The sequence below is a fragment of the Massilia sp. LMS1-1-1.1 genome, from assembly GCF_040815535.1.
Classification (GTDB): Bacteria; Pseudomonadota; Gammaproteobacteria; order Burkholderiales; family Burkholderiaceae_D; genus Janthinobacterium; species Janthinobacterium aestuarii.
Map to the genome: position 1 here is coordinate 723699 of NZ_JBFPNG010000023.1, position 12709 is coordinate 736407.

At 65.6% G+C, this 12709-nt stretch carries 11 protein-coding genes; 3 read left to right on the forward strand and 8 right to left on the reverse strand.

Going from position 1 to position 12709, the window contains the following annotated elements; genetic code table 11:
- Complete coding sequence (locus MRBLMS1_RS18295) at positions 1–897, forward strand: ZIP family metal transporter (RefSeq protein WP_223279051.1); 897 nt, start codon at positions 1–3, stop codon at positions 895–897.
- An 18-nt stretch (positions 898–915) separates the two neighbouring features.
- Here MRBLMS1_RS18295 and MRBLMS1_RS18300 read toward each other — a convergent pair whose 3' ends face one another.
- From MRBLMS1_RS18300 to MRBLMS1_RS18320, 5 genes are read right to left on the reverse strand one after another with little or no spacing between them, the layout of a single operon-like run.
- Entirely contained in the window at positions 916–1491 is a 576-nt protein-coding gene (locus MRBLMS1_RS18300; RefSeq protein WP_485880885.1) for a DUF1349 domain-containing protein, read from the reverse strand.
- Between the two features lie 24 nt (positions 1492–1515).
- Positions 1516–2904: an efflux transporter outer membrane subunit gene (locus MRBLMS1_RS18305; RefSeq protein WP_485880887.1), complete on the reverse strand. Its 1389-nt coding sequence runs from the start codon at positions 2902–2904 to the stop codon at positions 1516–1518.
- Positions 2901–5993, reverse strand: a complete 3093-nt coding sequence (locus MRBLMS1_RS18310) for a MexW/MexI family multidrug efflux RND transporter permease subunit (protein ID WP_485880889.1) — start codon at positions 5991–5993, stop codon at positions 2901–2903. The genes MRBLMS1_RS18305 and MRBLMS1_RS18310 overlap by 4 nt, the downstream gene beginning before the upstream one ends.
- Positions 5994–6008: 15 nt before the next feature.
- Complete coding sequence (locus tag MRBLMS1_RS18315; RefSeq protein ID WP_485880891.1) at positions 6009–7109, reverse strand: efflux RND transporter periplasmic adaptor subunit; 1101 nt, start codon at positions 7107–7109, stop codon at positions 6009–6011.
- A 46-nt stretch (positions 7110–7155) separates the two neighbouring features.
- Entirely contained in the window at positions 7156–7638 is a 483-nt protein-coding gene (locus tag MRBLMS1_RS18320; protein ID WP_485880893.1) for a DUF2165 family protein, read from the reverse strand.
- Positions 7639–7761: 123 nt separating this feature from the next.
- On the opposite strand from MRBLMS1_RS18320, the gene MRBLMS1_RS18325 reads away from it, so the two are divergent.
- The gene (locus MRBLMS1_RS18325; protein WP_485880895.1) at positions 7762–8421 is read left to right on the forward strand and encodes a helix-turn-helix transcriptional regulator; all 660 of its coding nucleotides are present in this window, start codon (positions 7762–7764) and stop codon (positions 8419–8421) included.
- Here MRBLMS1_RS18325 and MRBLMS1_RS18330 read toward each other — a convergent pair.
- Positions 8418–9683 (reverse strand): MFS transporter, encoded by a 1266-nt coding sequence (locus MRBLMS1_RS18330; RefSeq protein ID WP_485880897.1) that lies wholly within the window; start codon positions 9681–9683, stop codon positions 8418–8420. The two genes, MRBLMS1_RS18325 and MRBLMS1_RS18330, sit on opposite strands and share 4 nt — an antisense overlap.
- 112 nt (positions 9684–9795) lie before the next feature.
- Between MRBLMS1_RS18330 and MRBLMS1_RS18335 the strand changes: the two genes are divergently transcribed.
- The gene (locus MRBLMS1_RS18335) at positions 9796–10695 is read left to right on the forward strand and encodes a LysR substrate-binding domain-containing protein (RefSeq protein WP_485880899.1); all 900 of its coding nucleotides are present in this window, start codon (positions 9796–9798) and stop codon (positions 10693–10695) included.
- On the opposite strand, the gene MRBLMS1_RS18340 is transcribed toward MRBLMS1_RS18335, so the two are convergent.
- Both MRBLMS1_RS18340 and MRBLMS1_RS18345 read right to left on the reverse strand, forming a co-directional pair.
- Positions 10692–11444, reverse strand: coding sequence for an SDR family oxidoreductase (locus tag MRBLMS1_RS18340; protein WP_139092099.1), 753 nt, complete (start codon positions 11442–11444; stop codon positions 10692–10694). The genes MRBLMS1_RS18335 and MRBLMS1_RS18340 overlap by 4 nt on opposite strands.
- Before the next feature lie 117 nt (positions 11445–11561).
- On the reverse strand, positions 11562–12593 hold the full coding sequence (locus MRBLMS1_RS18345; protein ID WP_485880902.1) for a methyltransferase domain-containing protein: 1032 nt from the start codon (positions 12591–12593) through the stop codon (positions 11562–11564).
- Between the last annotated feature and the right edge of the window lie 116 nt (positions 12594–12709).

Here is a 12709-nt window from a genome sequence, read left to right on the forward strand (position 1 = left end):
GTGAACACGCCGCGCGCGCTGCAGGCCCTGGCCAGGCATTGGTCCTGGCCCCATGCACTGGGCTTTGCCCTGTGCGGCGCGCTGCTGCTCTTGCTGTTGTACGCGTTGGCAGCCCAGCTGACGCTGCGCCATGCCCATCTGGCGCCGGCCCTGATCGGCGGCGCCATGGCGGCCGGTGCCACGGCACTCGGTACCGTGCCGGTGCTGCTGTCGCACAAATTTTCGCAACGCAGCTACGACTGCTTCCTCGGTTTTGGCGCGGGCGTGATGCTGGCGGCCACCGCATTTTCTTTGGTGCTACCGGCGCTGGCGGCGGCCAGGCAGCGCGTGGCAACGCCCATGGACGCCAGCCTGCTGGTGGCCTTTGCCATGGGACTGGGCATGCTGCTGATCGTGGCGCTCAACCTGCTCGTGCGCGAACGCGTGCAGCACGGCGCGCCCGTCGCCGCCAGCAGCCTGAAAAGAGTGTGGATTTTTGTGTTTGCCGTCACCTTGCACAACCTGCCCGAGGGACTGGCGATCGGCGTCGGCTATGCGGGCATCGACCTGGACAAGGCCAATGCGCTGGCGGCCGGCATCGCCATCCAGGATGTGCCCGAAGGCCTGGTCGTGGCGCTGGCGCTGCGCAGCGTGGGCTACGGCCGGCGTCTGTCTGTAGCCATGGGCGCCGCCTCTGGCCTGGTTGAACCCGTGGCGGCGCTGGCGGGCCTGGCCCTGATCGGCCTCTCGTCCGCCCTGCTGCCATGGGGCCTGGCGGCGGCCGCCGGCGCCATGTTGTTCGTCATCGTGCACGACGCCATTCCCGAGGCGCACCGCAGCGGCAATGGCGGTTTTTCCAGTATCGCGCTGGTGTTCGGTTTTCTGCTGATGATGGTGCTCGATACGGCGCTCAGCTAAGCAAGGCGCAGTGGCGTTCTAAGTGAGATCGTGCAAATCCTTTTGCAGTGCGGGACCGGTGGAAAACTGCGAAAACACGACTTCGAGCCCCGCGCGTTCCGGCGTGCAGCACATGGGGCCGACGAGGTAGCGCGATGCCACGGGAAATGGCGCCAGGCGCAGCAGCGGCCACAGCTTGCCATCGGTCGAATACTGCACGCGGATGGCGCCTTTTTCCACCGTCACGCGCAGCCAGAAACCGTCCGGCATGGCGGGCGCCAGGCTGACGGCCCAGTCCGATGTGTCCACCGTCAGCACAGTGCTCAATAAGAGCTGGCCGTCGGAAAATTCGACGCCGCACTTGATCCAGTTTTCCGCATCGATGCGCACCATCATGCCCGCCTGGTCGTACAGCGACGCGTACTGCGCCGACACATGCAGCTGCGCCGTGAAATCGCCTTTGACTTCAGTGCCGAAAAAGTGGCCGCTGTCGCGGATAAAACCATACGAGGTCTTGCGCCAGAAATCCGTGCTGGCATCCGTTGTCACGCGCAATTGCGCGCCGTCGGCGGACCAGTTTTCCGGTGCATTGAGCCAGCTGCCTTGCGTGAACATCGTCTCTCCTTTTGATCGAAAATACTACATAGTTTGCCCCCATCCCAGCGCCTTGTACAGGGCAATCGCATCGATGTAGGACGCCGTTTCCGCCAGCAGCGCTTCGCGCCGGATATCGTACAAGGCGCGCTGGTTTTCCAGCACGGCCTGGTAGCTGCCGGAACCGCCCTGATAGCGCGTGCTGGCGATGCCGAGGGCCGCGTTGCCATGGCGCGCCGACTGCAGCAGGGACGCCAATCGCGTCTGGTTTTCCGCCAGTTGCGTGACGGCGTTTTCCACGTCTTCCTGCGCCAACAACATCGTTTGCTCATAGCGCGCCAGCGCGCCCTGCGCTTCGGCTTGCGTGCCGCGCAAGCGTGCCTTGACGCTGCCCAGACGGAAGGCCGGATAGCTGACCGATGGCGCCACCTCGAAGGCGCGCGCACCGCCGTCGAACACGCCGCTGCCGCGCAGCGCAAAGAAGCCGAAGAAACCGCCCAGGCTCAGGCGCGGATACAGGTCGGCCGTGGCGGCGCCCACGTCTTCGCTGGAGGCGGCCAGCAAGCGCTCGGCGCGCACCACGTCGGGACGCTGCTTGATCAGGCGGTTCACGTCGCCGAGCGGCAGCTGGCCCGCCAACGGCGCCTGTTGCCGCGGCGTGGTGGCCAGCGCGATGGCGCCTGGCGCTTGTCCGCTCAGCACATCGAGCCGGTACTGCGCCTGGCGCAAGCCCGCCTGCAAGGGCGGCAGCATCGCCTCGCTGCGCGCCAGGTTGGCCAGCGCATTGTGGCGCTCTTCCGGCAAGCCGCTGCCGGCGCGGATGCGCGCGTCGGTCAATGCCACCGTATCGCGCCAGCTGTGCACCTGCGCCTGCGTCAGCGCCAGGTTTTGCTGGTAGCTCAGCGCCTCGTAGTAATTGCGCGCCACTTCGGCGGCGATCGTCAGCTGCACCTGCCGCAAGTCCGCCTGCGCCGCGTCGGTGTGCGCCTGCGCCGAACGGCTCATGTGCGCGAGGCGGCCGAACAGGTCGATCTCCCATTGCGCGTCGAAGCCTACGCGCGTGCTGGCGCTGGTGGCGCGGCTGTCTGGCGTGTCTTGCCGCACTTGGCGCTGCCAGCCCGCCTGGCCCGTGACGGCAGGCAGTTCATCGAGCCGGCGTTCGTCGAAAACGGCGCGCGCTGCCAGCAGATTCGCCTGCGCCTGGGCGATATCGAGGTTGTGTTCGAGCGCGCCGGCGATCAGCTGCGACAGACGCGCATCGTCGAAAAACGTCCACCAGGCGGCCTCGCTGACGGCGCCCGCGCCGGGTGCGAATAGCGCTTGCTGCGGACTGGCCAAATGGATTGCGGGCGTGCCCGGCGTGACATAGGTGGGGCTGACGGCGCAGCCGGCCAGCACGGGGAAAAGGGCGACAAGATAACGGTAATGTTTCATGGGGATTCCTTCAGCGCCTGCGACAAATCGCGCGCACGCGGCGTGGCATGGTCGGCCGTGTGGCGGCGGGCCAAAAAGGTGTACACGGTGGGCAGCACGAACAGGGTAAAGAAGGTGCCGATCAACATGCCCGAGACGATCACCACACCGAGGCCGAAGCGGCTGTTGGCGCCCGCGCCCGAGGCGAACAGCAGCGGCACCAGGCCCACCACCATGGCGGCCGTCGTCATCAAAATCGGGCGCAAGCGGATCTGCGCCGCCTTGCGGATGGCCGTGATGCGATCCAGCCGTTCATGCACCTGCAATTCGTTGGCAAATTCCACCATCAGGATGCCGTGTTTGCTGATCAAGCCGATCAGGGTCACGAGACCGATCTGCGTGTAGATGTTGACGGTGGCGTAGCCCAGGGCCAGCGGAATCAGCGCGCCGCAGATCGACAGCGGCACCGTAATCAAAATGATCAACGGGTCCGTCAGGCTTTCATACTGCGCCGCCAGCACCAGGTAGATCACGACGACGGCCGCCAGGAACGCCAGCAGCAGGGCATTGCCTTCCGTGGCGAACTGGCGCGCATCGGACTGCCAGTCATAGCTGAAGCCCGGCGGCAGGGTCTTGGCCACGCCATCGAGGAAGGCGACGGCGTCGCCGAGGGTCACGCCCGGCGCCGGCACGCCCTGGAAGGTGGCCGCATTTTGCTGGTTGAATTGCGTCAGCATGTTCGGCTCGATCTGTTCCGTGACCGAGACAACGGTGGACAGGGGCAGCAGGCTGCCATCGTCGGCGCGCACGTACTGCTGCGTCAGGGCTTGCGCCGTGAGCCGCTGTTCGCGCGGGCTTTGCGCGATGACGTCGTAGGCGCGGCCATCCATGCCGAAACGGTTCAGGTAGTTTTCGCCCACCAGCACGGCCAGCGACTCGCCGATGTCCTGCATGCGGATGCCCAGACTATTCGCCTTGGAACGGTCGACGCGCACTTTGACCACCGGGTTGTTGTAATCGAGGTCGCTGTCGACGACGGCAAACAGGCCGCTTGCGCGCGCGCGCTGCTTGACGTCTTCCATGGTGCGGAACAGGGTGGCGTAATCCTGCGCGCTGCGCAAGACCATCTGCACGGGCAAGCCGCCGCTCGATCCCGGCAAGGGTGCCAGTTGAAAGGCGAAGATGCTCGTGCCTTCCACGTCACCCACGGCATGCTGCAATTCGGCCTGGATGACGGCCGCATTGCGCGTGCGTTCGGCCCACGGCGTCAGGTTGATGCCGCCGATGCTCGATGCCGGACCTTCGCCGCCGTTGATGATCCAGCGCGAGTCCGTCTCGGGGATATTTTTGTAGATGGCATCGAGCTTGTACGAAAAGCGCTCCACGTAATCGAGGTTGGCGTGCTGCGGCGCCTTGATGGCCGTCAGCACGCTGGCCTGGTCTTCCGCCGGCGCCAGCTCGCGCTGCGGCAGCAGGTACAAAAACGGCAAACTGACCATCACCAGCGCGGCGAAACCGGCACTGATCCAGCGGTGGTGCAGCGAGCGGTCCAGCAGGCGCGCATAGCGGCTGGTCAAGCCTTCGAAGAAATGTTCGGCGGCGCGCGCCATGCGCCCTTCCGATTGTTTGGGCTGCAGCAGCAAGGAGCTCATCACGGGCGACAAGGTCAAGGCCACCACGCCCGACACCACCACGGCGCCGGCCAGCGTGAGCGCGAATTCCTTGAACAGCGCGCCCGTGAGTCCCCCCATCATGCCGATCGGGGCATACACGGCGGCCAGGGTGATCGTCATGGCGATCACGGGGCCGGCCACTTCGCGCGCGCCGACGAGGGCGGCCGCCACGGGCGTCTTGCCTTCCTCGATATGCCGATGGACGTTTTCCACCACGACGATGGCGTCGTCGACCACCAGGCCCACGGCCAGCACCATGGCCAGCAGGGTGAGCAGATTAATGCTGAAGCCGAAGGCCAGCATCAGCGCCGCCGCGCCCAGCATCGACAACGGGATCGTCACGACGGGTATCAGCACCGAGCGCAAGGAACCCATGCACAGGTAGATGACGATGACGACGATCAGCAGCGCTTCGAGCAGGGTGTGCGCCACCTCGTCGATGGACGACTGGATGAAGCGCGCCGTCTCGAACGCCAGTTCGACTTTCACGCCGGGTGGCAGGGTTTTCTGGATTTCGGGTAGCAGTTTTTTGATGCCGTCGACGATCACCAATGGGTTGCCGCCCGGGGTGGGCGACAGGCCCAGGTACACGGCCGGCACGCCGTCCATGATGCCGCTCGTCTCCGTGGCGGCCGCGCCCAGTTCCACCGTGCCCACGTCTTTCAGACGCACGAGTGACGCGCTGTCATCGCCGCCCTTGCGTATGACCATGTCGCGGAACTCCGCCACGCTGGTCAGATCCGTGTTGACGCTGATGTTAGACACGACGAATTGTCCCTTCACTTTGCCGGGTGCCGCCTGGTAGTTATTGCGCCGCACGGCGTCGGCCACGTCGGCCGCCGTCAATCCGCGCGCCGCCAGTTTCGCCGGGTCGATCCACAAACGCATGGCCAGTTGCTGGCCGCCATACACGTCGACCTTGGCCACCCCGTCGATGGTGGCGAACATCGGCTGCACCACGCGCGCCAGGTAATCCGTCAGCGCGGGCGCGGACACGCTCTCGCTGGCAAAGCCGACATAGGCGACGGCCGAGGAATCGCCGGCCGAGCGCTCGATGACGGGGTCAAAAGCGCCTTCGGGCAGCTTGTAGCGCACCTGGTTGACCTTGGCCATCACTTCCGTCAACGCTTGCGTGGAATCGCGGTTCAGTTCCATGCGCACGGTCACCGTGCTGCTGCCCTGCACCGATGACGAAGTGAGGTAATCGATGCCTTCCACCGACGATACGGCTTGCGCGATCGGCTGCGTGACAAAGCCCTGCATCAGTTCCGCCGAAGCGCCCGGATACGTGGTTTTCACCGTGATGGTCGACGATTCGAGCATCGGGTATTGACGGATCGGCAGCTGCAGGATGGCGATCACGCCCAGCATCAGAATCAATGTGCTGATCACCAGCGCCAGCACGGGGCGGCGTACGAATAAATCGGTAAATTTCATGGTGATGTCTTTCCTTTACGAGCCGGCCTTGGGCGCGGCGCGTTTTACTTCGTCCAGGGTATTGGCGACCGCTTGCACGGCCATGCCGTCGGCCAGTTTCAGCTGGCCCGAAGCGACCACGCGCTGGCCCTCGCGCAAGCCGTCGAGGATGGCGATCCGGCCCCTTGCCCGCTCGCCCAGTTTCACGCCCACGCGCTTGACGGTGAGCGGCTGTTTTCCTTCCTGCTGCGCGACGAAGACCGTGTCGCCATACGCGCTGTAGGTCACGGCCGTTTCCGGCACCGTCAGCTGCTGGCCCGCCTCGCGCGCCACGCGCACGTTCGCATACATCCCCGCTCTGAGCGCGCCGCGCGGATTGGCGAGCGCCGCCTGCACCTGCACCATGCGCGAACGGGCAATCAGCGGATCGATGGCATTGATCTTGGCCGTGAAGATGTCATCGGGATAGGCATCCACCAGCACTTGCACGGCCTGGCCCGGCGCCAGCTTGGCGCTGCTCTGTTCATCGAGGGCGAAGTTCACCATCAGCGACTGCGTGTCGATCAGGCTGGCCACCGTGTCGGCCGCGTTCAGGTACTGCCCCGCGTGGACCTTGCGGATGCCCAGCTGCCCTGCGAACGGCGCGCGGATGGTCTTTTGCGCGATCAGCGCCTCCGTCTGGCGCACGTCGCCCAGGGCCGCATCGCGCGCGGCCAGCGCACTATCGAGCTGCTCCTGCGTGGCCGCCTTTTCCTTGACCATCTGCGCGGTGCGCGCATGGCTGCTTTCCGCATTCTTCAGCTGTGCGCGCTGGCGCAGCAGGGCCGCCTGTTCCGGCGCGTCATTGAGCTGGACCAGCACGGCGCCGGCCGCCACATTCTGTCCCGATGCGAAGCGGATCTGCGTGATGCGCCCGCCCGTCTCGGCCGCCACCTGCACCTGGCGCGCCGCTTCCAGCTCGCCCACGCCCGCAAAAAAACGTTCCTGCGTGCCCAGCACGACGGGCACCAGCGCCACCTTGGTGGCGGGGGAGGCGGCGGCATCGGCCGCATGGGAGTCGGCACGCGGATAGAGGGCGGCACCGGCGACGGCCAGGGTGATGGCCAGCGCGCAGGCGCCGACGATTTTCGTATTCATGATGAAGTCCTTTACAACTGGGAAGAAGAGGCGCAGCGGAGGCTGATCAGGTCCGCTGCGCGTTGAAAAGAAAGAACAGGCCGATGGTCCACAGCAGCAGCACCAGGTGCGTCGTCTGCAAGCCTTCCTGTGCGATCCAGTAGCCGAACCACAGGCCGCCCAGGTGCATCAGCAGCAAAAAGGCGGCCATGGCGCACAGGGCCAGGTTCAGCCAGGGCAGCGCCTGCGTCAGCGAGGCGCCGAAGAACAGCGCCACGCCCGTCCAGGCGGCGATGGCGGCCAGCAGTTGCAAGGCCAGCACCACGCCCAGCGACAGCCGGTGCAAGGTCAAGGACGTGAGCGCGCGGCGCAGCAGCGGCGTCTGGATGGTCGGGTCCTGGCGCAGCGGGTCCATGCGCATGGTGTTGCCGATGGCCCAGACGGAGCCGTGGAAGGCGTGCAGGTTGTTGATGGCGGCCAGGGTCAGCCAGGTGGCCAGGCCGGTAGCGAGGATGGCGTGAAACAGCCAGATCGAGTGCTGCAGCTGCATGGGATTCCCGTCCAAAGAGTGTCTTGCCGGCATACGGACGTGGAAACTCCTCGACAGCGGGGAGCTACCGGCCTATTATGCAAGCAATTAGTTGGTTAACTTGCCCCATGATAGTTGAGCGAAATGAATTACACAAGTAAACGTTTGGATAATAGCGAGGCACCGCAAACGACGGAGCGCATCCTGTATTTCATCAAGACCAAGGGACCCGTCTCCACGGCGACCCTGGCCAAGACCCTGGACATGACGGGCGAGGCGGCGCGCCAGCAAGTGCAAAAGCTGGTGGTGGCGGGCTTGATTGAAGGACGGCAGGAAGCGCAGGCGGGCGCCGGCCGGCCGCGCCAGAACTGGGTCTTGACGGAAGCGGGCAATGCGCGCTTTCCCGACACGCATGCGCAGCTGACGATCAAGCTGATCGGTTCCGTGCGCCAGCTGTTCGGCGAGGCAGGCCTGGATAAACTCATCACGCAGCGCGAAGAGGAAAGCCGCAGCGCGTATGCGCTGGCGTGCTCGGCGCCGGACTTGCTCACGCGGCTGCAGCAGCTGGCGGCCGTGCGCGACGAAGAGGGTTATATGGCGCGCGTGGAAGCGGACGGCGACGACTGGCTGCTGATCGAAGACCACTGCCCCATCTGCGCCGCCGCGCGCACCTGCCAGGGCTTTTGCCGCTCCGAATTGCAGCTGTTCCAGGAAGTGGTGGGACCGAACGCCAGCATCGTGCGCGAGCAGCACGTGCTGGCCAATGCCATGCGCTGCGTCTACCGGATCCGGGCGCTGCCCTAGGCTTTTGGAAACAGCGGGCGGGCCAGCAGCGCCACCAGCCCCGCCAGCCACCACACGACGGGCCAGTTGCTGGCCGCCAGCAAATGCGGGATGGCAATCGGCGTGAGGAACAAGCCCACGTAGACGGCCGTGTTTGCCATGCCCAGCGCCGTGCCCGCGTTGGCGCCGCCCGCTTCCGTGGCCAGCTCCGTGTAGGCCACGCCATGCCAGGCGGACACGGCGATGCCGGCCAGCACCACGGCGGCCATCAACAGCCAACCCGGCGCCTCCAGCCAGGCGATGCATCCCAGCAAAATGAAGCAAGCCAGCGCCACCAGGGCCGCGCCGCGCAGGAAAGCGGGCCGGTTCGCGTGGCGGTCCGTGTGGCGCCCGCTCCAGATGCGCATCACCATGGCGCCCACCTGCAGGGCCACCATCACGGCCGTGATTCCCGCCAGGCCCAGGTGGCCGTCATCGTGCAGGAACACGGTGGCAAAGCTGAGCACGGCAAACTGTGGCACGCACAGCAAGCCGATGGCGGCCACCATGCGCCAGACCTTGCGGTTTTTCAGGGGCGATGTTGCCTGGTCTTTCATCAGGCCCGTGGGCGCGTTGTGCGGCCCCTTGGCGACCTCGGCAGAGAAATCGGGCTCATGCATCCAGCGCCACGTAAAAAACGCCGACAGGGCGCATACGAGGGCCAGGGCGCCAAACACGGGCATGAAGCCATAGCGTGAAGCCAGGCTGGGCAGGACGAGGGCGCCGAGGCCACCGCCGAACGGCACGGCCGTCTGGCGGATGCTCATGGCGAAGCCCCGTTCGCCGGGGCCGAACCAGCGCATCACGGCGCGGCCGCTGGCGCCATTCACGCTGCCGCCCAGCACGCCGACCATGGCCAGCCCGGCCGCCAGCGCCCACAGGGGCGGCACGGCGCCGTCAGCGGGCGTGATCCACAGCAGCAAGGTCAACAGTGCCAGCATGGTGCCCAGCAAGCCGGTCAGCAGCACGGGGCGGTCGCCCCAGCGGTCGGTGGCCATGCCCCACGGCAATTCGGTCATGGCCACGCCCAGGCCCATGGCGCCCAGCGCCACCCCCAGTTCCGTATTGCTTAGGTGATAGCCGCTGCGCAGCCAGATGGCCGTGGTCGGCATGCCATTGGCGGCGGCGGAAAAGCTGGCATTGGCCGCCACGCCGACGGCCAGTACTTTCCAGCGGTGGGCGTCGCCCACCGCGGGCGTGGTGGCGGGGACAGGAACAGGCATAGCTTGGCAATTGGTGCTCATGGCAGGGACATGAAAGTGGTTGACCCTGACAGTGTTGCGCAGTACGATCATTCTGAATATCAGATAATTTACGTTAAACCATCCCATAAAACCGGACGATTGTATTGATGCCATGAGCTTGCTGAATTTCGACATCGCCTTCTTGCGCAGCTATGTGGCTGGCATTGAGCTGGGCAGCTTTGCCCGCGCGGCGGACAAGGTGGGGCGTTCCACCTCGGCTGTCAGCGCGCAGCTGAAAAAACTCGAGGAGCAGGCGGGCATGCCCCTGTTCCGCAAGGATGGACGGGGGCTGGCGCTGACGCCGGCCGGCGAAGTCTTGCTCGGCTATGCGCGCCGCCTGCTGGAACTCAATGACGAGGCGGCCGTCGCCTTGCGCGGCGCGGAACTGGAAGGCTGGATCAGACTGGGTTTGCAGGAGGATTTTGGCGAAGCCTTGCTGCCCGACGTGCTGGGACGTTTTGCCCGCGCACATCCGAAAGTGCGCATCGAGGCGCACGTGGCGCGCAACACGGCCTTGATGGAAGGGCTGGCCATGGGCCAGCTCGACCTGGCCCTGCTGTGGGGCGGCCCGTGCATCGCCGACGTGGCCGAGTATCCGCAGCAGCAGCGCCAGCATATTGCGGAACCGGCCATGCGCTGGATCGCCTCGTCCAGCCTGGCCTGGCGGCCCGAATCGGGCGAGCCCTTGCCGCTCATTGCGTTTGACCGCGAATGCCTGTTCCAGCGTTGCGCCACGCAGGCACTGGACCGGGCCGGCATCGCCTGGCGCACGGCGTTTACCAGTCCCAGCCTGGCCGGCCTGTGGGCGGCGGCCGCAGCGGGGCTGGGCGTGACGGTGCGCACGGGCCTGGGCTTGCCCTCAACCGTGCGCGCGCTCGATCACGTGGCGGCAGGCTTGCCCGCCCTGCCCCCGCTGTCGCTGGAACTGCTGCGTGCGTCCAGCGTGTCCAGGCCGCCCGTCGAGCGGCTGGCCAGCCTGATCATCGAGTCGCTGCAGCAAGATGCGGCTTAGAACGCCTGCGCCGTCGGGCGCAGCACGATTTCATTGATGCTCACGTCGTCCGGCTGTTCGATCGCATATGCGATGGCGCGCGCCACGGCATCGGCGGGAATGGCAATCTCGTAGAACTCCTTGACGGCCTTGGCGCTCTCGGCGTGGCTGCTGCCCTCGCTCAATGGCGTGTCCACGGCGCCCGGCAAGATGGTGGTGGTCCGGATGGTGCCGCCGCTGGCCGCCAGCTCATGGCGCAAGCCTTCCGAAATGGCGCTGACGGCAAACTTGGTGCCGCTGTAGACGGTGCCGCCCGGGCTGAAGACTTTTTGTCCGGCCACCGACGAGATATTGATGAAATGGCCGCTGTTTTGCGCCTGGAAATGCGGCAGGACGGCGGCGATGCCGTTCAACACGCCCTTGATGTTGATATCGATCATGTTGTTCCACTCGTCGACTTGCAAGGCGTTCATCGGGGCGATGGCCATCAGCCCCGCATTGTTGATCAGCACGTCGACTTTGCCGAACACGGCCAGGGCCGTGTCGATCAGATTCTTGACGTCGGCAGGCACCGTGACGTCGGTCTGGGCGATGGCGGCCTGACCACCGGCCGCCGTGATTTCCTCGGCGATGGTATTGAGCAAATCCATGCGCCGTGCACCGAGCACGACGCTGGCACCGAGTGCGGCCAGATGGCGCGCCGTGGCTTCGCCCAGGCCGCTGCTGGCGCCGGTGATGACAACGACTTTCCCTGCGATATGTAGACTCATGATGGATTCCCTGTGGAGGCAGCAGAATGCTGCGGATGACATCGATCAATGCTGGCACAGCTTAGCGCATTTGTATCCCTTTTTGCTATAAAAAAGATAATTACTAAATGGTAATTGTTAGGTACGAGCAATCAGCACTTGCATGGGCGCCATGGGAAAATCGCTGGCGCCGTATTGCTCCACTTGCTTCCAGCCCGTGTCGCGCAGCAGCTGCGCCAATTCACCGTGCCGTGTCACCGTGCGGCCCAGCATGCGCATCGGCAAGTAATACGGCAGCACGCGCGCCGCATCGCTAGGTGCCGGAGCGATTTCCGCCTGCACGCAGACGAGTACGCCACCGGGTTTTAACGCCGCCTGCATCTTGCGCAAGGCACCCGCCATGTCGGGCACGAAATGCAGCACGGACGAGCACCAGATCAGGTCGTAGCCGCTGCCGATATCGTCGCAGCCCAGGTCGCCGCCCGCCGTTTCCAGGCGGTCGGATAGTTGCGCATGGGCGATGTTGGCGGCCGCCACGGCCACCGTTTCCGGCCAGTCGAAAACGCAGCCGTGCAAGCCCGCATGGGCTTGCGCCAGCGCAATGGCAACCCAGCCCGGCCCGCCGCCCACGTCGAGCAGGCGCAAGGGCGTGTTGCCGTCCGCAAACGGGGCGATGCGCTGCATCACGGACAGGGCCGCGCGCATGGTGACGGCGCGTTGTTCCTGGCCAATTTGCTGCTGCGCGGCGGCGGCCCAGTTGATCCCGTTGGCCGTGTTGTACGGCGCCGCCTTGCCGCCGTCGCGCACCAGCGTACTGAGCTGCGTCGCAAAGTGGCGCAGCGCATGCAGCCGGTACAGCCAGGCGTCGCCGCAAAAGGCCACGGAATTGCGGCAGAAGTACTGCAAGGTGGCGGCCGTGCAGCGGTAGCGCTGGGCATCTGCGTCGGCCCCGTCGCGCTCCAGCAGCTGCATGCTCCAGAGTAGTTCCAGCAGCAGCGCCGTGTGCGGCGCATGCAGCGACAGGGTGTCGGCCAGCTGCGCCGGCGTGTGCGGTGTGGCCAGTACATCGAAAATGCCCAGTTCCAGGGCGGCGGCCAGCCCGTCCGCCTGCACGGGCGCGACGGCCAGGTCCCAGTACGGTTGCAAAGTGTGTTGCGACGTGAACGGCATGGTGCTTCCTTTCGGCGAGATGGGCATGGAAGCTATTTTATGCAACAATGAGAATAATTATCATTTGCATTTGTATGCGGCACGGCGTATTTCGTATGCGCGACGGCGCGCAAGGA

Excerpts from the sequence above, each read along its gene's own strand:
- MRBLMS1_RS18300 (WP_485880885.1), bottom strand. The coding sequence starts at position 1,491 with ATGTTCACGCAAGGCAGCTGGCTCAATGCACCGGAAAACTGGTCCGCC.
- MRBLMS1_RS18305 (WP_485880887.1), bottom strand. The coding sequence starts at position 2,904 with ATGAAACATTACCGTTATCTTGTCGCCCTTTTCCCCGTGCTGGCCGGC.
- MRBLMS1_RS18310 (WP_485880889.1), bottom strand. The coding sequence starts at position 5,993 with ATGAAATTTACCGATTTATTCGTACGCCGCCCCGTGCTGGCGCTGGTG.
- MRBLMS1_RS18315 (WP_485880891.1), bottom strand. The coding sequence starts at position 7,109 with ATGAATACGAAAATCGTCGGCGCCTGCGCGCTGGCCATCACCCTGGCC.
- MRBLMS1_RS18320 (WP_485880893.1), bottom strand. The coding sequence starts at position 7,638 with ATGCAGCTGCAGCACTCGATCTGGCTGTTTCACGCCATCCTCGCTACC.
- MRBLMS1_RS18325 (WP_485880895.1), top strand. The coding sequence starts at position 7,762 with ATGAATTACACAAGTAAACGTTTGGATAATAGCGAGGCACCGCAAACG.
- MRBLMS1_RS18330 (WP_485880897.1), bottom strand. The coding sequence starts at position 9,683 with ATGAGCACCAATTGCCAAGCTATGCCTGTTCCTGTCCCCGCCACCACG.
- MRBLMS1_RS18335 (WP_485880899.1), top strand. The coding sequence starts at position 9,796 with ATGAGCTTGCTGAATTTCGACATCGCCTTCTTGCGCAGCTATGTGGCT.
- MRBLMS1_RS18340 (WP_139092099.1), bottom strand. The coding sequence starts at position 11,444 with ATGAGTCTACATATCGCAGGGAAAGTCGTTGTCATCACCGGCGCCAGC.
- MRBLMS1_RS18345 (WP_485880902.1), bottom strand. The coding sequence starts at position 12,593 with ATGCCGTTCACGTCGCAACACACTTTGCAACCGTACTGGGACCTGGCC.